The sequence below is a fragment of the Mesorhizobium sp. CNPSo 4670 genome (genome assembly GCF_057784235.1).
Genome location: NZ_JBWJFQ010000004.1, coordinates 293,802 through 314,819 on the forward strand (window position 1 = coordinate 293,802; position 21,018 = coordinate 314,819).

16 protein-coding genes are annotated in these 21,018 nt (G+C 62.5%); 14 read left to right on the plus strand and 2 right to left on the minus strand.

Annotated features, from left to right (window positions below; translation table 11 throughout):
* Positions 1 to 223: 223 nt before the first annotated feature.
* Positions 224 to 1,384 (plus strand): PcfJ domain-containing protein, encoded by a 1,161-nt coding sequence (locus tag AC0ZT5_RS10060; protein ID WP_488496328.1) that lies wholly within the window; start codon positions 224 to 226, stop codon positions 1,382 to 1,384.
* Between the two features lie 63 nt (positions 1,385 to 1,447).
* Here AC0ZT5_RS10060 and AC0ZT5_RS10065 read toward each other — a convergent pair whose 3' ends face one another.
* On the minus strand, positions 1,448 to 3,250 hold the full coding sequence (locus AC0ZT5_RS10065; protein WP_488496329.1) for an NAD(P)-binding domain-containing protein: 1,803 nt from the start codon (positions 3,248 to 3,250) through the stop codon (positions 1,448 to 1,450).
* Between the two features lie 442 nt (positions 3,251 to 3,692).
* On the opposite strand from AC0ZT5_RS10065, the gene AC0ZT5_RS10070 reads away from it, so the two are divergent.
* The 9 genes from AC0ZT5_RS10070 (at position 3,693) to AC0ZT5_RS10110 (ending at position 14,520) form a co-directional block, all read left to right on the plus strand.
* A complete protein-coding gene (locus AC0ZT5_RS10070; RefSeq protein WP_488496330.1) occupies positions 3,693 to 5,489 on the plus strand; it encodes an acetolactate synthase 3 large subunit in 1,797 nt (598 codons plus the stop codon).
* A gap of 85 nt (positions 5,490 to 5,574) precedes the next feature.
* Positions 5,575 to 6,150 carry an acetolactate synthase small subunit gene (gene ilvN / locus AC0ZT5_RS10075; RefSeq protein ID WP_488496331.1) on the plus strand — a complete coding sequence of 192 codons (576 nt, stop codon included), beginning with the start codon at positions 5,575 to 5,577 and terminating at the stop codon, positions 6,148 to 6,150.
* Between the two features lie 120 nt (positions 6,151 to 6,270).
* Positions 6,271 to 6,867 (plus strand): LysE family translocator, encoded by a 597-nt coding sequence (locus AC0ZT5_RS10080; protein WP_457151506.1) that lies wholly within the window; start codon positions 6,271 to 6,273, stop codon positions 6,865 to 6,867.
* Positions 6,868 to 7,108: 241 nt separating this feature from the next.
* Positions 7,109 to 8,380: an efflux RND transporter periplasmic adaptor subunit gene (locus AC0ZT5_RS10085; protein ID WP_488496332.1), complete on the plus strand. Its 1,272-nt coding sequence runs from the start codon at positions 7,109 to 7,111 to the stop codon at positions 8,378 to 8,380.
* Positions 8,377 to 11,538 (plus strand): efflux RND transporter permease subunit, encoded by a 3,162-nt coding sequence (locus AC0ZT5_RS10090; protein WP_488496333.1) that lies wholly within the window; start codon positions 8,377 to 8,379, stop codon positions 11,536 to 11,538. The genes AC0ZT5_RS10085 and AC0ZT5_RS10090 overlap by 4 nt, the downstream gene beginning before the upstream one ends.
* Before the next feature lie 73 nt (positions 11,539 to 11,611).
* Positions 11,612 to 12,217, plus strand: coding sequence for a nitrile hydratase subunit alpha (nthA, locus tag AC0ZT5_RS10095; RefSeq protein ID WP_477287034.1), 606 nt, complete (start codon positions 11,612 to 11,614; stop codon positions 12,215 to 12,217).
* Positions 12,214 to 12,873 carry a nitrile hydratase subunit beta gene (nthB, locus tag AC0ZT5_RS10100; RefSeq protein ID WP_488496334.1) on the plus strand — a complete coding sequence of 220 codons (660 nt, stop codon included), beginning with the start codon at positions 12,214 to 12,216 and terminating at the stop codon, positions 12,871 to 12,873. The genes nthA and nthB overlap by 4 nt, the downstream gene beginning before the upstream one ends.
* Positions 12,860 to 13,225: a nitrile hydratase accessory protein gene (locus tag AC0ZT5_RS10105; RefSeq protein ID WP_488496335.1), complete on the plus strand. Its 366-nt coding sequence runs from the start codon at positions 12,860 to 12,862 to the stop codon at positions 13,223 to 13,225. Before nthB ends, AC0ZT5_RS10105 begins: the two co-directional genes overlap by 14 nt.
* Positions 13,226 to 13,392: 167 nt before the next feature.
* Positions 13,393 to 14,520: an ATP-dependent DNA helicase gene (locus AC0ZT5_RS10110; RefSeq protein ID WP_457151500.1), complete on the plus strand. Its 1,128-nt coding sequence runs from the start codon at positions 13,393 to 13,395 to the stop codon at positions 14,518 to 14,520.
* Between the two features lie 36 nt (positions 14,521 to 14,556).
* Here AC0ZT5_RS10110 and AC0ZT5_RS10115 read toward each other — a convergent pair whose 3' ends face one another.
* Positions 14,557 to 14,973, minus strand: a complete 417-nt coding sequence (locus AC0ZT5_RS10115) for a SpoIIAA family protein (RefSeq protein WP_477395615.1) — start codon at positions 14,971 to 14,973, stop codon at positions 14,557 to 14,559.
* A 113-nt stretch (positions 14,974 to 15,086) separates the two neighbouring features.
* Here AC0ZT5_RS10115 and AC0ZT5_RS10120 point away from each other — a divergent pair, with 113 nt between their 5' ends.
* The 4 genes from AC0ZT5_RS10120 (at position 15,087) to AC0ZT5_RS10135 (ending at position 21,017) form a co-directional block, all read left to right on the plus strand.
* Positions 15,087 to 15,827: a pyridoxine 5'-phosphate synthase gene (locus tag AC0ZT5_RS10120; protein WP_488496336.1), complete on the plus strand. Its 741-nt coding sequence runs from the start codon at positions 15,087 to 15,089 to the stop codon at positions 15,825 to 15,827.
* 97 nt (positions 15,828 to 15,924) lie between these two features.
* Positions 15,925 to 17,838 carry a potassium transporter Kup gene (locus AC0ZT5_RS10125; RefSeq protein ID WP_488496337.1) on the plus strand — a complete coding sequence of 638 codons (1,914 nt, stop codon included), beginning with the start codon at positions 15,925 to 15,927 and terminating at the stop codon, positions 17,836 to 17,838.
* Between the two features lie 183 nt (positions 17,839 to 18,021).
* Entirely contained in the window at positions 18,022 to 19,941 is a 1,920-nt protein-coding gene (locus AC0ZT5_RS10130; protein ID WP_488496338.1) for a potassium transporter Kup, read from the plus strand.
* Between the two features lie 35 nt (positions 19,942 to 19,976).
* A complete protein-coding gene (locus AC0ZT5_RS10135) occupies positions 19,977 to 21,017 on the plus strand; it encodes an SDR family oxidoreductase (RefSeq protein ID WP_488496339.1) in 1,041 nt (346 codons plus the stop codon).
* Position 21,018 lies beyond the last annotated feature (1 nt).

Here is a 21,018-nt window from a genome sequence, read left to right on the forward strand (position 1 = left end):
GCCTGAAAATCAAAGATGCAGCTTTGCAACACTCCGACAGGCCATTGTAAACATTGAAGGAATGGCACTTGCGCCGAGGTTCTTGTGGGCCTAGAGATCGCGCCTTTCCAACCCGTCATCCTGAAAGGAGACCTGTCCATGTCACGCCAACCCAGATCGACACATTCCGTGCCGACGCTGGAATTGCGTGCGGCTGACAGGGTTCCAATCGGGAAGAACGGCCATGGCCAGGTCCATGATCCAGCTCAGGCAGGACGCCGAGCGCCAACGCACTGAAGCATATCAAGCATCGCTGCGGCGGGTTTCCGCTATACCGCGCCCCGCTCCCGATTTCGAGCGGGCGCTCGACGAGGTACGCCGCGGCTATGCCGGCATGGCGATCCGCGACGGCGCGTTGTGGCGTCCAAAGCTGAAGACGCGCGACCCGGCGCGGCTGCGGCTGGCTGCCGCCCGCTATCTCTATGCGCGCTATCCGGTTTCTGCCGCGCTTGAGGCCATCTGGCTGGATAGGTCGGGGCTCGATGGTCAGGAGATCGCATTTCGCCTGGCCTGGTACGTCACGGCCGCAGGTGGCGGCTCGCTCTACAAGGCGGGCGCCAATGCGTGGCTGTCGCGAAAGGAGGTGCATTGCTTCCTGAACGTGTCCGGCGATTTCACCTTCGACGAGGCGTTCTGGTTCGCGATCGTCCGATCCTACACCGAGGATTGGGGGCTGGCTGCACGACTTGCACGCACGAAGATCGCGCGCACGCCGCGTGGCGAGTTGGCCTTCTGGCGCGAGGTGGCGCGCTTCTTCTGCGAGCATCCTGCTTCGAAGGAGGAGATCGACGATCTCTGTGACTATATCGGCGCCAAGCACCGGCGCGATGCTGCCTACAGCCTGAAGGGCCGCACGCTCGCCTCGCTGCACCGGCAGATGTCGGACTGGCATCGCGATCTTGCTGCGATCGAACGCATCGAGGCGATGCGCCGGCGGGCCGCCGCGCGGGCTCAGCCCGTCGCCGGCGCACCCGCGCAGTGCAGCGCCTGGGACGGCTCGCGCCTGCAGGATTGGGAATGGCATCCGCCGCCCAAGGAGGCGAAGGCGCATGGCGAGTGGTTCTCCATTCGCCAGTTGAAGACCGCAGAGGACCTCGTTGCCGAGAGCCGGGCGATGCATCATTGCGTGTCGTCCTATGCGACCAAATGCATTGCCGGCAATGCCTCGATCTGGGCGCTGCGACGCAAGGCGCTCGGCAAGACTGAACGCTTGCTGACGATCGAGCTCGATCCGCAGCATCGGGCGGTCCAGGTGCGCGGTTTCGGCAATCGTCTGGCAACGACGGACGAGCGCAAGATCCTCGAGCGTTGGGCCAAGGCGAAGTGCGTGACGCTGCAGGACTGAACAGACAGAGCCCGCGCGGCGGAATCGCCGCGCGGGTTCAAAAAGGAGCGGATGTACGAGGCGCTATCCCTTGTGATGGACCTGCTGCAGCCCGTAGACCGGCGTCGGCAGGCCTGCCTGCCTGGCCTTCAACTGCAGCGACAGGAACTGCGAATAGTGGCGTGACTGGTGCAGATTGCCGCCATGGAACCACAGTGCTTCCTGCTGCGTCGGTTTCCACATGTTGCGCAATTCGCCCTCCCATGGACCGGGATCCTTGGTGGTGTTCGAACCGAGACCCCAGCATTTGCCGACTTTGTCGGCGACGTCCCTGGAGATCAGGTCGGCCGCCCAGCCATTCATCGAGCCGTAACCGGTGGCGTAGACGATGACATCGGCGGGCAACTCCGATCCGTCACTGAGCACCACCGAATGCTCCTTGATCTCGACCACGTTGACACCGCTTTTCAGCTTGATCGAGCCATCGATGATCAGATCGGAAGCGCCGATGTCGATGTAGTAGCCCGAACCACGCCGCAGATACTTCATGAACAGGCCCGAATCGTCATCGCCCCAGTCGAGCATGAAGCCGGCCTTCTCCAGACCCGTGTAGAATTTTGCATCGCGCTTCTTCATCTCGGCGTACGCCGGAATCTGGAATTCGTGCAGGATCTTGTAGGGCAGGGAGGCAAAGACGAGGTCGGCCTTGGCCGTGGTCATACCGCTCTGCACCGCCTGTTCCGAATAGAGGGACCCCAGCCCGATTTCCATCAACGTGTCGGACTTGACGATATGCGTGGTCGAGCGTTGCACCATGGTGACATCGGCGCCTGCTTCCCAAAGTGCCGCGGCTATGTCGTGGGCGGAATTGTTCGAGCCGACGACAACGGCTTTCTTGCCGGCATAGGCATCCGGACCGGGGTGCTTCGAGGAGTGATGCTGATCGCCCTTGAAGTTTTCCATGCCTTTGAATTTCGGCATATTGGCCTTGCCGGATTGTCCCGTAGCAAGCACCAGCTGCTTCGGCCTTAGCGTAATGTCCTTGCCGTCGCGGTGGACGACCACCGTCCATTCCTTCTTCTTGTCGTCATAAGACGCGCTCTTGGCCTCGGTCGAGGACCAGTAGTTCAGTTCCATCACCTTGGTGTACATTTCCAGCCAGTCGCCGATCTTGTCCTTGGGCGAAAAGACCGGCCAGTTCTTCGGGAAATCGATATAGGGCAGATGGTCGTACCAGACCGGGTCATGCAGGCAGAGCGACTTGTAGCGCTTGCGCCAGCTGTCGCCGGCCCGCTCATTCTTTTCTATGATTATCGTGGGAACGCCGAGCTGCCGCAGGCGCGCGCCGAGCGCGATGCCGCCCTGGCCGCCGCCGATGATCACCGTGTAGGGCTGCGTCTTGAAGCCGAGCTCTGCGGCTTCCTTCTCGCGTTCCTCCTTCCATGTCTGACGGTTCTTGCCCGAGCCATGTTTGGCACCCATCGGTCGCGCGAAACCCGCCGGCTCCTCGTGGCCTTTCAATTCGACCATGGTGGTCAGCAGCGTCCAGATCTTGCCGTCCTTCAGCCTGACATGGCCGAAGCCACGCGCCACCTCTGTCTCAAAGCTGATCCAGCCGTCTATCACCCCGCCGCTCTCCGTCGCGTCCTCACCCTTGGCGATGGCAAAGTGGGATGGCTTGGTCTTCGACAACTGGCTCTTCAGCATGTCGCGGACCTGGTCGCGACCCTCCATGGTCTTGATGTTCCAGGTGAAGGTGACGAGGTCGCGCCAGTAACAGTCCTCCTGAAAGCAATCGACCGCTTTCTCGATGTCATTGGCGGCCAGGGCGGCGCCGAATTGGTCGAGCAGGTCGGACAGTTTCTTGTTAGGGGCCTTGTCGAGCATCAGCTTTCCTCCTTGGATTGTGATCGCTTCTCGTTCGAGCGATTTGGCCGGACTGAGTTGTCCACGATGAGCGGAGTATTTCTTCAAAAGCTCCGCAGCGTCACGCCCTCCAATAGTTTGGCGTGTTTTCAATGCCTTATCGGGAACCCCATGGGATTTTCCGGTGATGGCTTGCCGGTGCCGAACAGGAGAGCCGGCCCCTTTGCTGCGGGTTCATGTCACTCAGATTCGCCGTTGACAGCGGCGTAAAACCAATTCTATTGTCCGCCACCATGAAAACGGCACTCATTCTCGTAGGAAAGCGCGTGGGCAAGGCGGTGTAACCGCCGGGCGAAAACCTCCCATGCGCAACACACAGGCTCCCTCGGGGGCCTTTTTTATTGCCTGAAACACGACTAAACGACCAGCAATCGCCAGATGGCGGCAGTACGGGACCAGACCGATGAGCAACGGACAGAGTGAGCGGCGCGAAATGCCAAGAACCGAAATGACTGGCGCCGAAATGGTGGTGCAGGCGCTGAAGGACAATGGCGTCAAGCATGTCTTCGGCTATCCGGGCGGCGCAGTACTCCCGATCTACGACGAGATTTTCCAACAGGACGAGGTCGAGCACATTCTGGTGCGCCACGAGCAGGGCGCCGGCCATGCGGCCGAAGGCTATGCGCGCTCGACCGGCAAAGCCGGCGTCATGCTGGTGACATCGGGACCCGGCGCCACCAATGCGGTGACGCCGCTGCAGGACGCGCTGATGGATTCGATCCCGCTGGTCTGCCTGACCGGACAGGTGCCGACCTCGCTGATCGGCTCCGACGCTTTTCAGGAATGCGACACGGTCGGCATCACGCGCCCCTGCACAAAGCACAACTGGCTGGTGAAGGACGTCAACGAACTCGCCGCAACCATCCACGAGGCCTTCCATGTCGCGACCACCGGCCGTCCCGGTCCGGTCGTGGTCGACATCCCGAAGGACGTGCAGTTCGCCAGAGGCTTTTACGTGTCGCCGCAGATCGCGCCGCGCACCAGCTATCAGCCCAAGGTCCAGGGCGACCTGGACAAGATCAAGGCGGCGGTCGAATTGATGGCCGGCGCCAAGAAGCCGATCATTTATAGCGGCGGTGGCGTCATCAATTCGGGTCCGGAAGCGAGCCATCTCCTGCGCGAACTGGTCGATCTCACCGGCTTCCCGATCACCTCGACGTTGATGGGGCTCGGCGCCTATCCGGCATCGGGCAAGAACTGGATGGGCATGCTGGGCATGCACGGCACCTATGAAGCCAACATGGCCATGCATGATTGCGACGTGATGATCTGCATCGGTGCGCGCTTCGACGACCGCATCACCGGGCGGCTGACCGCGTTTTCGCCGAACTCGAAGAAGATCCACATCGACATCGATCCGTCGTCGATCAACAAGAACGTCCACACGGAAGTGCCGATCATTGGCGATGTCGGCCGGGTGCTGGAGGATATGGTGCGGCTGTGGCGGGCCACCGCCAAGGCCGACAAGAAGGCGCTCTACCCCTGGTGGGAGCAGATCGCCAAATGGCGTGCGCGCGATTCACTCGCCTACAAGATGAACAACGACGTAATCATGCCGCAATACGCCATCCAGCGGCTTTACGAACTGACCAAGGGCATCGACACCTACATCACCACCGAGGTCGGCCAGCACCAGATGTGGGCGGCGCAGCACTATCATTTCGAGAAGCCGAACCGCTGGATGACGTCAGGCGGGCTGGGCACGATGGGTTATGGCCTGCCGGCGGCATTGGGCGTGCAGATCGCGCATCCCGATGCGCTGGTCATCGACATCGCCGGCGACGCCTCCGTGCAGATGACGATGCAGGAGATGAGCGCGGCCGTGCAGCACGACGCGCCGATCAAGATCTTCATCCTCAACAACCAGTATATGGGCATGGTGCGGCAGTGGCAGCAGCTGCTGCACGGTAACCGGCTGTCGCATTCCTACACCGAGGCGATGCCGGACTTCGTCAAGCTGGCCGAGGCCTATGGCGGCCACGGCATCCGTTGCGAGAAGCCGGACGAACTGGACGATGCGATCAAGGAGATGATTTCGGTCAGGAAGCCGGTGCTGTTCGATTGCCGCGTGGCGACACTTGCGAACTGCTTCCCGATGATCCCGTCGGGCAAGGCACACAACGAGATGCTGCTGCCCGACGAGGCGACCGACGAGGCAGTGGCCAACGCCATCGACGCCAAGGGCAGGGAACTGGTGTAGCCCCACCTGGCCGAGGCAGGGCTGTCGCGAGAAGCCGTGCGAAAACAGAGAATTAGCTCAATAGTTTGAAAACGAGATTCATGTCATGAACGCACAGCACCTACAGCCCACGGGCTCCGCCTACTTCATCGCCAAGGAGACGGAAAGGCCGGAGAACCACACGCTTTCCGTGCTGGTCGACAATGAGCCGGGCGTGCTCGCCCGGGTCATCGGCCTGTTCTCCGGCCGCGGCTACAACATCGAGAGCCTGACCGTCTCCGAGACCGAGCATGAGAAGCACCTGTCGCGCATCACCATCGTGACGCGCGGCACGCCGCATGTCCTGGAGCAGATCAAGCATCAGCTCGAGCGCATCGTGCCGGTCCACCGCGTAGTCGACCTGACCGTGCGTTCGCAAGAGTTCGGCCAGGAGCGGCCGCTGGAGCGGGAGCTGGCCCTGGTCAAGGTTGCCGGTACCGGCGAGGCCCGCGTCGAGGCACTGCGGCTGGCCGACGCCTTCCGCGCCAGCGTCATCGACGCCAACACCGAGCATTTCATCTTCGAGATCACCGGCAAGGGTTCCAAGCTCGACCAGTTCATCGCCATCATGAAGCCGCTCGGCCTGGTCGAGATCTGCCGCACCGGCGTGGCGGCGATGAACCGCGGCCCGCAGGGGATGTAGGCACGGCCGGCCCTTCCAAATCTTTGACAAGCGTAGGTCTGGCTCTGCCACAAACCGGCCGCTGGTCTTTGTACGGCCGCCGGAAAGAGACAATAGTGCTGACGTGTCTGGGAGGATATCATGTCGCTTGACGCGTTCCTTGCCCTGCTTGTCTATGCCTTGGTGACGTCGATCACGCCGGGGCCGAACAATTTCATGCTTCTGGCATCGGGAGTGAATTTCGGCATAGTGCGGACGGTTCCGCACATGCTGGGCATCAGCATCGGTTTCCTGGTGCTGCTGGTTGCGGTTGGGCTTGGCCTGGGTGCGGTGCTGACTGCGTTTCCGATCTTGCATACGGCGCTCAAGGTCGCCGGCGGCGCCTACCTGCTTTATCTCGCCTGGAAGATCGCCATGTCGCGTTCGCTTGCCGGCAAGGGTGAGGCGAAGGGGCAGCCCATGCGCTTCATCGATGCGGCGGCATTCCAGTGGGTCAACCCCAAGGCATGGGTGATGGCGATCACCGCCATGGCCGTCTACACCAATCCGGAGCATCCGTTCCTGTCGGTGGTGTTGATCTCGGTAGCCTTCACCGTCGTCAATTTGCCGAGCGTCTCGGTGTGGGCGGGTTTCGGCACCGCGCTGCGCGGTTTCCTGTCGGACCCGGTGCGCCTGAAATGGTTCAATATCGCCATGGGCGTGCTGCTGGCGGCGACGTTGTGGCCGATGCTGCGCTAGGCGTGTCGACATTCCGATGATGCGGGCAGGTGATGCCGGCCTGACCTAAATCTCGGCCCACCTTGGTCGGCTGCACATCCATTGTGCAGTGCACATTAAATCTTCGTAATGCCGTGTTTTGGCCCTTTTCCGACAAAGGCGTGTCCTATCTATTCGGCGAAATCGCGGCAACGGGCCGTGATTTGCGCTAGAATGCGAACCATCGGCCCATCGCGTGTCGGATGGAGAGGGCCTTTTGACCATGCGTGGAAAAGTCGTTCTTTCGTTGCTTGCCGTCGCTTGCCTCGGCGCGGCGGGCTGGCTCTATCTTTCGCCGGACGCGCTGGGCAGGGTTGAACAGATCATCGGCGCAAAGCAGGTGGCCGCGGCGGACCAACCGGCTGCGGCTTCGGACAAGAAGGGCGCCACCGCGGCGCGCTCCGCATCCATCCTCTCGGCCGTCGCTTCGACCGCCGATTTCCCGATCCGGCGCTATGCGATCGGGTTCGTCTCGTCGCCGGCCGTCGTCAGCATCAATGCGCGGGTGTCCAGCCAGATCGTATCGATCGACGTCAAGGACGGGCAGATGGTGAAGACCGGCGACGTTCTGTTTTCACTAGACGACCGGGCGCTGAGGGCGCAACTGGCCAAGGACCAGGCGGCGCTCGCCAAGGACCAGGCGATGCTCGCCAGCTCGAATTCGGATCTCCAGCGGGCCAAGGACCTGGTCGCCAAGCAGGCCGGCACGCAACAGACCTACGACCAGGCGGTTGCGGCGCAAAAGGCTGCCGCGGCAACCGTCGATGCCGACAAGGCGACAATTGACGCCGACAACGTCCAGCTGGGCTTTGCCACGATCACCGCGCCGATTTCCGGCCGGCTTGGCGCCGTCAATGTCGCGGTCGGCGACCTGGTCACCACCAGCAACGGCAACAACAGCAGCACGGCGACCCCGCTGGTGACCATCACCCAGATGGACCCGCTGCAGGTCAACTTCAATCTGCCGGAAAGTAACCTGGCGCTTCTGCATAGGGCGCTTGCCGCGCCGCAGCAGGGTGCCGTGACGCTGACCAAGGACGGCGACCCGACGCCGATCGGCAAGGGGACGCTCGATTTCGTCGACTCCAGCGTCGACACCGCTTCCGGTACGATTGCGACGCGGGCGAGTGTGCCGAATGCCGATCTCTCGTTGTGGCCGGGCCAGTATGTGAATGTCGTGCTCGATGCCGGCATCATGCCGAAGATGACATCGGTTCCCACGGTTGCGGTGCAGCCCAGCCAGAAGGGGCCGTTCGTCTATGTCGTCAAGCCGGACAACACGGTCGAGATGCGGCCGGTGGAGGTGGCCCTGACCGAAGGTGAAAACAGCGCCATTAGCCAGGGGCTGAAAAACGGTGAGAAGGTAGTCACCGAAGGCCAGACAAGGCTGAAGGACGGCGCCGCCGTGCATGAAGGCAAGGCCGCGACCGGTGGCGGCGGCCAAGCCGCTCCCAAGGTCGCGCAAGCCGACAAGGCCGGCGAGGCGGCCCAATGATCTCTGAATTCTGCATTCGCAGGCCGGTCGCCACCCTCCTGATGTCGTTCGCCCTCGTGCTGGGCGGACTGTTCGCCTACAAGTTCCTGCCGGTGGCGGCACTGCCCAGCGCCGAATTCCCGGTGGTCAACGTCTCGGCGCAGTTGCCCGGGGCCTCGCCGGAAACCATGGCCACGTCGGTGGCGACGCCACTGATCAAGCAGTTCGCCACCATCGCCGGCATCGATTCGATCTCGACCACCAACTCGCTTGGCCAGACCTCGATCGCCATCCAGTTCGTGCTCAACCGCGACATCGACGCCGCAGCGGCAGACGTGCAGGCGGCGATCGCGCGTACGCAGAAATCATTGCCGCCGCAGATGACGGCGCCGCCGAGCTATCGCAAGGTCAATCCGGCCGATGCGCCGATCCTGCTGATGTCGCTGGTCAGCGACACGGTTCCGCTGACCGACCTCGATGCTTTCGCCGAAAACGTCATCTCGCCGTCGCTGTCGACCATCGACGGCGTCGCTCAGGTCTCGATCTTCGGCCAGCAGAAATACGCCGTGCGCATCCAGATCGATCCGACCGCACTCGCCGCGCGCGGCATCTCGATCGATCAGCTGCAGGCGGCGATCGCGTCTGCCAACAGCAACACGCCGCTCGGCGTGCTGCAGAACAACAAGCAGCAGCTCACCATCACGGCCAACACGCAACTCACCGACGCTGCCGGCTTCTCCAACCTCATCATCGCCACCAAGAATGGTCACCCGGTACGACTGGGCGAGGTGACCCGCGTCGTTGATTCGGTGCAGACGACCACCACCGCAAGTTGGTACGATGGTACCCGCGCGATCATCATGGCCGTGCAGCGCCAGCCCGACGCCAACACCGTCGACGTCGTCGACAAGGTCAAGGCGATGTTGCCGTCGTTCCAGGACCAGATGCCGGCCGCCGCCTCGATCAAGCTGCTCAACGACCGTTCGACCTCGATCCGCCAGGCCGTCGACGACGTGCAGTTCACGCTGCTGTTGACCATCGCGCTGGTGGTCATGGTGATCTTCGTGTTCCTGCGCCGGGTCACGGCGACCATCATCCCGGCCGTGGCGGTGCCGATCTCGCTGATTGCGACGCTTGGCGCGATGTTCCTGTTCGGCTTTTCCATCGACAACATATCGCTGATGGGCCTGACGCTTGCGGTCGGCCTTGTCGTCGACGATGCCATCGTGATGCTGGAAAACATCTTCCGCCATATGGAAGAGGATGGGTTGTCGGCCTTCGATGCGTCGCTGAAGGGCGCGCGCGAAATCGGCTTCACCATCATCTCGATCTCGATATCGCTGGTCGCCGTGTTCATCCCCGTGCTTCTGATGGGCGGCGTGATCGGCCGCATCTTCAACGAGTTCGCCGTCGTGGTGACGGTCGCTATCCTGGCCTCGATGTTCGTGTCGCTGACTCTGACGCCGATGCTGTGCTCGCGGCTGCTGTCGGTTACGAAGGCCGATCGCGACAAGCATGGCCCTGGTCACAAGCAGGACTTCATCACACGCGGCTACGACCGGATCTTGAGCTTCTGCCTGCGGCACACCTTCCTGGTGTTCCTGGTCTTCATCGGAACCGCGGCAGCGTCGGTATGGCTGATCCAGGTCTCGCCGAAGGGCTTCTTCCCGCAGGAGGATATCGGCCAGATATCGGTGACGACCATCGCGCGCCAGGACATCTCGTTTGACGCCATGGCCAAGCTGCAAGGGCAGGTGGCCAACGTCTTCTCGCATTCGCCTTATGTCGACCATGTGGCGTGGTCGGCGGGCAGCGGCAACAATGCGCTCAACCAGGGGCAGCTGTTCGTCCAGCTCAAGGCGAAGGACCAGCGTCCCGATATCGATAGGGTGCTTTCGGATCTAAGGCGACAACTGGCGGGCGTGGCGGGTATCGAGACCTACATGCAACCGGTGCAGAACCTGAGGCTGGGTTCGCGGTCGTCGGCCAGCGCCTATCAGCTCGTGGTTCAGGGCCTGGATACCGGCCAGACCGATATCTGGGCGCAGAAGATGAATGACGCGATGGCGGCCGACCATGCGACCTTCGCCGACGTCACCAGCGACCTGCAGAACAATGCGCTGCAGGCGACGTTGGTGGTGGATCGCGATAAAGCCGCCCAGCTCGGCATCGATACCGACACGCTACGCTCCGCTCTCTATGGCGGGTTTGGCACCGACCAGGTTTCGACAATCTTCGGTTCGGCCGACAGCTACGAAGTCATCACCGAGCTCGATCCCAACATCGAATGGTCGCCCGAGCGGATGCTTGCCATCCAGATGAGGACGGCGAGCGGCAGTCTGGTGCCGCTTGGCGCCTTTGCCCGGGTCGATCGCACGGCCGGCGCCTTGACCGTCAACCAGCTTGGCCAGCTGCCCGCTGTGACCATCTCCTACAATCTGCCGCAAGGCGTGGCGCTCGGCGACAGCGTGACCCGCATCAACGCGCTCAAGGAGCAGATCGGCATGCCGACGGCGATCTCGACGACCTTTGCCGGCACGGCCAAGACCTTCCAGGATTCGCTGGCCAACCAGGGCCTGCTGATCGGCGGCGCCATCCTGACCATCTACATCGTGCTCGGCATCCTCTACGAAAGCTTCATCCACCCGCTCACCATTCTCACCGGCCTGCCATCGGCGGTGCTTGGCGCCGTCGTTGCGCTGCGCTTCGCCGGCATGGATCTGTCGGTGATCGCTGTGATCGGCATTTTGATGCTGATCGGCATCGTCAAGAAGAACGGCATCATGATGGTCGACGTGGCGCTGGAATTGCGACGAGACGGCTTGTCGGCCACCGAGTCCATCCACAAGGCCTGCCTCATGCGTTTCAGGCCGATCATGATGACGACGCTGGCCGCACTGATGGGCACGTTTCCGATCGCGCTCGGCACCGGCGCCAGCGCCGAGCTGCGCCAGCCGCTGGGCGTTGCCGTTGTCGGCGGCCTGCTTGCTTCGCAGGCGCTGACCTTGTTCGTGACGCCGGTGATCTATGTCTACATGGAGAACTTCTCGGGCTGGCTGGTCGGGCTGATGCCGAAGCGCAAGGCTGAAGAGATCCCGAAGGAACCTGTGAGGCAGCCCTCGCTGTTCGATGTCAACGAGGAGCAGCAGCTCGAACCGCAGAAGACGGCCGCCGAATAGAATTCAAGGTCGCCAGGATCTGGCTCAAGGCGTTGCGCTTGCGGTGGCATCACCGGAAACGTAATTTGCGGTCATGTCACACGATCACGACCACGACAACGAGCTCGATCCCTTTGCCGCGCGGGTACGTGCGCTGGAGACTATCCTCACCCGCAAGGGGCTGATCGATCCGGCCGCGATCGATGTCATCGTCGACACCTACGAGACCAGGATCGGCCCGCGCAATGGCGCCAAAGTGGTGGCGAAGGCCTGGGCCGATCCGGCATTCGCCGACTGGCTGAAGCGCGATGCGACAGCGGCGATCGAATCGCTCAGCTACACCGGCCGCCAAGGCGAGCATATGCAGGCGGTCTTCAACACCGAGGACACGCACAATCTCGTCGTCTGCACGCTGTGCTCTTGCTATCCGTGGTCTGTGCTCGGCCTGCCTCCGGTCTGGTACAAGGCGCCGCCCTACCGCTCGCGCGCGGTCATCGATCCGCGCGGTGTGCTGGAGGAGTTCGGGCTGACGCTGCCTGCCGACAAAAAGATCCGCGTCTGGGATTCCACCGCCGAGCTGCGCTATCTCGTCGTGCCGATGCGTCCCGACGGCACCGAGGGCTGGAGCGAGGAGCGGCTGGCCGATCTGGTGAGCCGCGACGCTATGATCGGCACCGCTCTGGCGAGGCAGCCGGCATGAACGGGCCGCAGGACCTTGGCGGGCAGATGGGCTTCGGTCCGGTCGCGCCGGAAATTGACGAGCCGTATTTTCATGCCGCCTGGGAAAGGCGGGCGCTGGGTGTGACGCTGTGCGCCGGCGCGACGGGCGCGTGGAACATCGACGAGAGCCGGCATGCGCGGGAATCGCTGCATCCCGCCGATTACTATGCCTCCAGCTACTACGAGATCTGGATCAAGGCGCTGGAAGTGCTGCTCAAGCGCCATGGTTTTGTCAGCGAGCGCGATCTCAAGGCAGGCACCGCAGTCGATCCGGCGGCGGCGCCGAAACGGGTGCTGAAGGCGGAAAACGTGCCTGCCGTGCTGGCCAAGGGCGGTCCTTGCGACCGGCCGGTGGCGCAATCGGCGCGGTTCAAGGCCGGCGATCCCGTGCGGACCAGGAACTTCAACCCGACCGGCCACACGCGGCTGCCGCGCTATGCACGCGGCAAGCATGGAACGATCGAGGCGGTGCGCGACGGCTTTGTGTTTCCAGACAGCAACGCGCATGGCCAGGGCGAAAACCCGCAATGGGTCTACACGGTGGTTTTCGAAGGGTCGGAAATCTGGGGCGAGGGCGCCGACCCGACGCTGAGCGTGTCGATCGATGCCTGGGAGAGCTATCTTGAGCCGGCGTGAGGCAAACGATCACGCCGCCGATTTGCCGCTTAGCGTCGATGCCCCGGTCTTTGCCGAGCCATGGCAGGCCGAAGCATTCGCCATGACGGTTGCGCTGCATGACAAGGGCCTGTTTTCGTGGGGCGAATGGGCGCAGGCACTGTCGACGCAGGTGAAGAAGCCAGATGCCGCGGTTGACGGCCATGACTATTACGAACATTGGCTGGCGGCGCTGGAAAGCCTGCTTGTTTCGAAAGGGCTGACCGCCAGGGCGGATGTCGATGCCATGGCTGAATCCTGGGAGCGCGCCGCGCACGCAACTCCGCATGGCAAGCCGATCCTGCTGGAGAACGACCCCAGGCGCATCCGATAGGTCGTGGCAGCAGCCAAACCATAATCGTGGCGCAGCTGCATCTGTTCTCTTTACGTTCTTGTTTGCGCCTGATAGCCTGATCCGTCCGCGGCACTGAAGCGCCCCGACACGTCGATGGTGGTGGCGGCTATCTTGTCTTTCCCTTGCGAATCCGGTCTCTCGCGCTGATGGAATTCTCTCCCCAACAGGACGAGGCGCTGCAAGCGGTTGCCCGCTGGCTGAAGACCGGAAAGCCGCAGCTGTTCCGGCTGTTCGGCTATGCCGGCACCGGCAAGACGACGCTGGCGCGCTATTTCGCCGAGCATGTCGACGGCCAGGTCCAGTTCGCCGCCTTCACCGGCAAGGCCGCACAGGTACTGCGCTCCAAGGGCGCGATCAACGCCCGCACCATCCATTCGCTGATCTATCGGCCGAAGGGCGAGGAATCGGTATCGGACGAGGTCACCGGCAAGACCTCGATGTCACCGACCTTTTCGCTCAACCGGCAGAGCCCGATCTCGCGGGCGAAACTGGTCGTCATCGACGAATGTTCGATGGTCGACGAACAGCTTGGCCGCGACCTGATGAGCTTCGGTACGCCGATCCTGGTGCTCGGCGACCCCGGCCAGCTGCCGCCGATTTCGGGCGGCGGCTTCTTCACCGACCACGAGCCGGATTTCCTGCTCACCGAAATCCACCGGCAGGCGCGCGACAATCCGATCCTGCGGCTGGCGCTCGATGTTCGCGAGGGCCGTGAGTTCATGCGTGGCGACTATGGCACGGCCCAGGTGATCGGCAAGGAAGACGTTACCCAGGAGCTGGTGCTGAAGGCTGATCAGGTGCTGGTCGGCACCAACCGTACGCGGCGGCGCTACAATCAGCGGCTGCGCGAACTCAAAGGCTTCAATGCCGACTATCCGCAGGCCGGCGACAAGCTCGTCTGCCTGCGCAACGATCCGGCCAAGGGCCTGCTTAACGGCTCGCTGTGGAAGGTCATGACCTCGTCGCGCGAGACGGTGAAGCCCGGCATCAACCTTCTGGTGTCGCCGGAAGAGGACGATCCGGATCGCGGCGTCGCCAAGATCAAACTGCTCAAGGCGGCCTTCGAGGATCCGGATGCCGACATTCCCTGGCAGCAGAAGAAGCGCTTCGACGATTTCGACTATGGTTACGCGCTGACCGTGCACAAGGCGCAGGGCTCGCAATGGAACGAGATCGTGCTGTTCGATGAAAGCTGGGCCTTCAAGGAAACGCGCCAGCGCTGGCTCTACACCGCAATCACGCGCGCGGCCGAGCGGCTGACGATCGTCAGGTAGCAGGCATTCACCGAGACCCTGCGGGGCTGTCGTGTTTCAGCCGCGACCCTGTTGCTCTTCGGTCGGCCGGGCTCCAAGCCATTGCCAGGCCGAGGCTTCGTCCTCGGTCTCGAAATGCTTGAATTCGATTGACGGCGCATCCCGCAGGACATGTCGCGCGTCGGCGGTCCAGTCCGGCTCGCCGATCGTCGCGCAACGGCCGACATGTTGCATTGCATGGGCGGTGCCCTGCGTCAGGGTCTCTTCGGCAATATTGGCCCAGTCGACGCCATCGTGATCGACAAGGCGCACCAGCACGTCGATATGTGGGTGAAGGGCATAGGCTGCCTCCATCAAACCGAAAAGGTTTTCGCCATCGGCCGCCGAGACATGGCCGACGACATCGATGGCGAGAAGATCGTCACGGCTGGTCTCGAGACGACGGATAGCCGGTACGGCATCGAGAAAATTCATGGTGCTTCCTTTCGCGGACTCACTTCATCACGCTTGGAACACTCGAAACCCCCTGTCTGTTCCCGCCAAAGGCATTATAGGTGGCGCGTCGAATGATCTTCGAGGCCGCTTCCATGCCCGCAAAACTCTCCGTCAATCTCAATGCCGTCGCCATGCTGCGCAACAGGCGCGACCTGCCGTGGCCGAGCGTGACCGGCCTCGGCCGCATCGCGCTCGCCGCCGGGGCGCATGGGCTGACGGTGCATCCGCGCCCCGACGAGCGCCACACGAGGCACTCCGATCTGCCTGAGATACGGTCGCTGATCGACGACGAATTTCTGCGCTCGGAATTCAACATCGAAGGCTATCCGACCGAGGATTTCCTGGCGCTCGTGGAAAAGCATCAGCCCGAACAGGTGACGCTGGTGCCGGACGATCCCGCGCAGGCGACGTCGGACCATGGCTGGAACTTTGCCGCCGAGGCCGCGTTCCTTACTCCGATCGTCAAGCGTCTGAAGAAGGGGGGCTTTCGTGTGTCGCTGTTTTCGGACCCGGACCCTGCGGGCGTGACGGCCGCGCGTGACACCGGTGCCGACCGCGTAGAGCTTTATACGGGTCCGTATGGTAGTTGTCATTCCGATCCCGCCCGAGCGGCCAAGGAATTGGAAAGACTGGGAAAAACCGCTGATGCCGCGCTTGCCGCCGGTCTTCAGGTCAATGCCGGGCACGATCTGGTGGTCAGCAACCTTCCGGCACTGGCAAAGCGCATTCCCGCATTGGCCGAAGTGTCGATCGGACATGGATTGACAGCCGACGCGTTGGAGTATGGCATGGCCGGCACGGTGGGGCGGTTCCTGAAGGCCTGCGGATGGTAGGGTAGAGCCGCGCATTGAAAGTATGGCAGCCATCGCGTGCAATTGATATCGTATCACAGCATGCATAGAGCACCGCGCGCTTGTCGGAGAGTGGTCGATGGACCTTGCCAGTAGCGGTAGCGAGGCTGGAACCGTCGAACAATCGAGCCATTCCGAAGTCGAAAAGCACAGTACCAAGGTTCTGATGCTGGGCGCGCTCGGCGTCGTCTATGGCGATATCGGCACCAGCCCCATCTACGCCTTCCGAGAAGCGCTCCATGCTTCTCCCGGCACCGATACGCGTAGCGATGTGCTGGGCGTTCTGTCGCTGATTGTCTGGGCGCTGACGATCATCGTCACCATAAAGTATGTCGCCTTCGTGCTTCGTGCAGACAACAAGGGCGAGGGCGGTACGCTATCCCTGATGGCGCTTGCACGAAGCGCCTATCCGAAAGGCGCCCGACTAATTCTCGGGATCGGGCTTTGCGGTGCGGCGCTGTTCTTTGGCGACGCTATCATCACACCGGCCATCTCCGTGCTGTCGGCGGTCGAAGGCCTGGAGGTGGTGACCCCGACACTGGATGCCTATGTCGTGCCCATCACGCTGGTCATCCTGGCCTTTCTGTTTTCGGTGCAACGCTTCGGCACCGGAAAGGTCGCGGCGGTGTTCGGGCCGGTGACAGCGCTTTGGTTCCTGGCCATCGGCATTGCAGGGCTCTATCACCTGACGGACGATCCGTCGGTCCTGATGGCGATCAATCCTTACTACGCCGTCGATTATCTCGCCGGTACTCCGACCGCCGCCTTTGTGACCGTCGGTGCCGTGTTCCTGGCCGTGACCGGGGCCGAGGCGCTCTATGTCGATCTCGGCCATTTCGGGCGCAAGCCGATCGTGATGGCCTGGTTTTCCGTGGTTTTCCCGTGCCTGCTGCTCAACTATTTCGGGCAAGGCGCCTTTGTCCTGGCAAATGGTGGCAGGCCGACCAATCCATTCTTTCAGATGCTACCTGACTGGGCCCTGATGCCAATGGTGGGCATGGCAACGGCCGCGACCGTTATCGCCAGCCAGGCGGTCATCTCAGGCGCTTTTTCACTGACCCGTCAGGCCGTGCAGCTCAACCTTTTGCCCCGCATCGAGGTGCAGCATACCTCTGAAATGCAGCTCGGGCAGATTTACATGCCCCGCGTCAACCTGCTCATCGCGATCGGGGTGATGCTGCTGGTGGTTGGTTTCGGCAGCTCGAGTGCGCTGGCCTCGGCTTACGGAATTTCGGTGACCGGCGAAATGCTGATGACGACCATTCTGCTGTTCGTGGTGATGCGCAAGCTGTGGAAATGGAAGCTGGCGCTTGCCTTGGCTCTGGCCCTACTGTTCGGCATTATCGACAGCGGTTTTTTCTTGGCAAATGTCGTGAAGATCTTCGAAGGCGGATGGGTATCAATTACTGTCGCCTGCATGATGGGGCTGATCATGTCGACATGGATTCGCGGCACCCGCTATCTGTTCGACAAAACCCGGCGCAACGAGATCCCGCTCGATTTCCTCGCCGGCAACCTGTTGAAGAAGAAGCCGCAGCTGGTGTCCGGCACCGCCGTGTTCCTGACCAGCGATCCCCTCAGCGCGCCAACGGCACTGATGCACAGCCTGAAACACTACAAGGTGCTGCATGAGCAGAACGTCATCCTTTCGGTGGTGACCGCGCCGCAGCCGGTGGTTCCCGACAGCGAGCGGGTCAAGATGGAGACTGTCAACGAACTGTTCATGCGGGTGACGCTGACCTTCGGCTACATGGAGCAGCCCAACATCCCGCGCGCGCTGGCAATCTGCCGCAAGCAGGGCTGGAAGTTCGACATCATGACGACCTCGTTCTTCCTGTCGCGACGTTCGCTCAAAGCCTCGCCCAATTCCGGCATGCCGGTGTGGCAGGACCGGTTGTTCATCGGCCTGGCGCGCACGGCGGCCGATGCGACCGAATATTTCCAGATCCCGACCGGCCGTGTGGTAGAGATCGGTACGCAGGTGGCGATCTGACGGACGCATATGCTGCCGGTCCTGCTGGTGCGACCATGCCTGCAGATCGAGCCCGCGAATCTCGCGTGCACCGATGATCTCCCGAGCAGCCGAGCGTTGCCGGCATGGGAGCCATCACGCGACGGCACTTGATATTGCATCGCAGCAAGCGTAGATGACCGCGCACTTATCGGAGTGTCGTCCATGGCCCTTGCCAATGCTGGTAGTGAGGCAGAACCCGTCGAACAATCGAGCCATCCCGAAATCGAACAGCACAGCACCAAGGTGTTGATGCTAGGCGCGCTCGGTGTCGTCTATGGGGATATCGGCACCAGCCCGATCTATGCGTTCCGCGAGGCGCTGGTGGCATCGTCCAGGGGTAGCGTGGCGGATCGCGGCGATATTCTTGGCGTTCTGTCGCTGATCATCTGGTCGCTGACGATCATCGTCACCATCAAATACATCATGTTTGTGCTGCGCGCCGACAACCGCGGCGAGGGCGGCGTGCTGTCGCTGATGGCGCTGGCGCGCGGCAGTTTCCCCAAGCGCTCGGCGCTGATGCTTGGCATCGGCATCGTCGGGGCATCGCTTTTCTTCGGTGACGCCGTCATCACGCCGGCAATCTCGGTGCTGTCGGCGGTGGAGGGCATGAATGTCGTCACGCCTACCTTCCAGCCTTATGTGGTGCCGCTAACACTGGTCATCCTTGCCATGGTGTTCGCGGTGCAGCGATTTGGCACGGGCGGAGTGGGATTGGTGTTCGGCCCGGTGACTGCGGTATGGTTCCTGGCCATCGGCCTTTCCGGTCTCAACCACATCATCGCCGATCCTGAAATCCTGTGGGCCGTGAGCCCACACTACATCGTCGCCTTTCTGATTAATTCGCCCGACGTCGCCTTCGTTACCATCGGCGCCATCTTCCTCGCCGTCACTGGCGCCGAAGCGCTCTATGCCGATCTCGGCCATTTCGGCCGCAAGCCGATCGTGCTTGCGTGGCTGGCGATCGTGTTTCCCTGCCTGCTGCTCAATTATGCCGGGCAGGGCGCCTTCGTGCTGGCAAAGAACGGCGTGGTCGGCCATCCGTTCTTCGAGATGAACGAGGGCTGGACGCTGATCCCGATGGTCGTGCTGGCGACTGCCGCGACCGTGATCGCCAGCCAGGCGGTGATTTCGGGCGCCTTTTCGCTGACCAGGCAGGCGGTGCAGCTCAACATGCTGCCGCGCCTTGAAATCCTGCACACATCGGAAAAACAGTCCGGCCAGATCTACATGCCGCGCGTCAACCTCCTGCTGGCGCTGGTGGTGATGATGCTGGTCGTCGGCTTCGGCGAGTCCAGCAAGTTGGCGTCGGCCTATGGTATTTCAGTGACCGGCAACATGCTGGTGACGACGGTGCTGCTCTATGTCGTCATGACGCGGATCTGGAAATGGCAGCTGTGGCTGGCCGTCTCGCTGACGGCGCTGTTTGCCTTTATCGACATCGGCTTCTTTGCCTCCAACATCGTCAAGGTGTTCGAGGGCGGCTGGGCATCGCTGGCCGTGGCCTTCACCATCGTGCTGGGCATGTGGACCTGGGTGCGCGGCAGCCGCTATCTGTTCGACAAGACGCGGCGCAACGAGATCCCGCTCGATTTCCTCGCCGGCAATCTGCTGAAGAAGAAGCCGCAGCTGGTGTCCGGCACCGCCGTGTTCCTGACCAGCGATCCCTTGAGCGCGCCAACGGCACTGATGCACAGCCTGAAACACTACAAGGTGCTGCATGAGCAGAACGTCATCCTTTCGGTGGTGACCGCGCCGCAGCCGGTGGTGCCCGACAGCGAGCGGGTCAAGATGGAGACCGTCAACGAGCTGTTCATGCGGGTGACGCTGACCTTCGGCTACATGGAGCAGCCCAACATCCCGCGTGCGCTGGCGATCTGCCGCAAGCAGGGCTGGAAGTTCGACATCATGACGACCTCGTTCTTCCTGTCGCGGCGTTCGCTCAAGGCCTCGCCCAATTCCGGCATGCCGGTATGGCAGGACCGGTTGTTCATCGGCCTGGCGCGCACGGCGGCCGATGCGACCGAATATTTCCAGATCCCGACCGGCCGTGTGGTAGAAATCGGTACGCAGGTAGCGATCTGACGGGCTCTTGCCGATGAACGGCTGAGGAGGCGGGAATGAGCGGCGAATTGGTGCTTGTTACCGGCGGCTCCGGCTTCCTCGGCGCGCATTGTATTCTCGAACTGCTGAAGGCCGGCTACCGCGTGCGCACGACCGTGCGCTCAGCCAAGCGCGAAGCCGATGTTCTGGCCATGCTCAAGGCCGGCGGGTCCGAGCCTGGAGCGGCGCTCTCGTTTGCCGTCGCCGATCTGATGGCCGACGCGGGCTGGCCGGATGCGGTGGCCGGTTGCGACTATGTGCTTCATGTCGCCTCGCCATTTCCGCCCGGCGTGCCGAAACACCAAGACGACCTGATCGTCCCGGCCCGTGAGGGCGCGCTCAGGGTGTTGCGCGCGGCACGGGATGCGAGGGTGAAGCGCGTCGTGCTGACCTCGTCCTTCGCGGCAATAGGCTATGGCAAGCTGCCGCCCGGCGGGCAGCCGTTCACCGAGGAGAGCTGGACCGATCCGACGGCCAAGGTCAGCGCCTATGTGAAATCGAAGACGCTCGCCGAACGCGCCGCCTGGGATTTCATTGCCGCGGAGGGTGGCAAACTGGAACTCGCGGTCGTCAATCCGGTCGGTATCTTCGGGCCGGTGCTCGGCCCGGACCATTCGACCTCCACAGAATTTGTCCAGCGTATGTTGAACGGTGCCATGCCGGGGCTGCCGCGCCTGTCTTTCGGCGTTGTCGACGTGCGCGACGTGGCGGACCTGCATGTGCGCGCCATGACCAACCCCGCCGCCAGGGGCAAGCGATTCCTGGCGGTTGCCGGCGATTTCATGACCGTGCGGGAGATCGCGCAGACTCTGAAAACGCGCCTGGGCGATGCCGGGGCGCGCGTGTCGACGCGGGAGCTTCCCGATTGGCTGGTGCGGATCGTGGGCCTGTTCAACCCGGAAGTCGCACAGTTGGTGCCGGAACTGGGCAAGGTCAAGAATGCAACCAAAGCGAGGGCCGTGCGCCTGCTAAGCTGGGCGCCGCGATCACGCGAGGACGCGCTGGTTGCCACCGGCGAGAGCCTGATCCGGCTCGGGCTGCTCAAAAAGCCGAAGTAGC

Bases quoted from the DNA above. Each gene is read 5' to 3' on its own strand.
- AC0ZT5_RS10060 (WP_488496328.1), top strand. From the start codon at position 224: ATGGCCAGGTCCATGATCCAGCTCAGGCAGGACGCCGAGCGCCAACGC.
- AC0ZT5_RS10065 (WP_488496329.1), bottom strand. From the start codon at position 3,250: ATGCTCGACAAGGCCCCTAACAAGAAACTGTCCGACCTGCTCGACCAA.
- AC0ZT5_RS10070 (WP_488496330.1), top strand. From the start codon at position 3,693: ATGAGCAACGGACAGAGTGAGCGGCGCGAAATGCCAAGAACCGAAATG.
- ilvN (WP_488496331.1), top strand. From the start codon at position 5,575: ATGAACGCACAGCACCTACAGCCCACGGGCTCCGCCTACTTCATCGCC.
- AC0ZT5_RS10080 (WP_457151506.1), top strand. From the start codon at position 6,271: ATGTCGCTTGACGCGTTCCTTGCCCTGCTTGTCTATGCCTTGGTGACG.
- AC0ZT5_RS10085 (WP_488496332.1), top strand. From the start codon at position 7,109: ATGCGTGGAAAAGTCGTTCTTTCGTTGCTTGCCGTCGCTTGCCTCGGC.
- AC0ZT5_RS10090 (WP_488496333.1), top strand. From the start codon at position 8,377: ATGATCTCTGAATTCTGCATTCGCAGGCCGGTCGCCACCCTCCTGATG.
- nthA (WP_477287034.1), top strand. From the start codon at position 11,612: ATGTCACACGATCACGACCACGACAACGAGCTCGATCCCTTTGCCGCG.
- nthB (WP_488496334.1), top strand. From the start codon at position 12,214: ATGAACGGGCCGCAGGACCTTGGCGGGCAGATGGGCTTCGGTCCGGTC.
- AC0ZT5_RS10110 (WP_457151500.1), top strand. From the start codon at position 13,393: ATGGAATTCTCTCCCCAACAGGACGAGGCGCTGCAAGCGGTTGCCCGC.
- AC0ZT5_RS10115 (WP_477395615.1), bottom strand. From the start codon at position 14,973: ATGAATTTTCTCGATGCCGTACCGGCTATCCGTCGTCTCGAGACCAGC.
- AC0ZT5_RS10120 (WP_488496336.1), top strand. From the start codon at position 15,087: ATGCCCGCAAAACTCTCCGTCAATCTCAATGCCGTCGCCATGCTGCGC.
- AC0ZT5_RS10125 (WP_488496337.1), top strand. From the start codon at position 15,925: ATGGACCTTGCCAGTAGCGGTAGCGAGGCTGGAACCGTCGAACAATCG.
- AC0ZT5_RS10130 (WP_488496338.1), top strand. From the start codon at position 18,022: ATGGCCCTTGCCAATGCTGGTAGTGAGGCAGAACCCGTCGAACAATCG.
- AC0ZT5_RS10135 (WP_488496339.1), top strand. From the start codon at position 19,977: ATGAGCGGCGAATTGGTGCTTGTTACCGGCGGCTCCGGCTTCCTCGGC.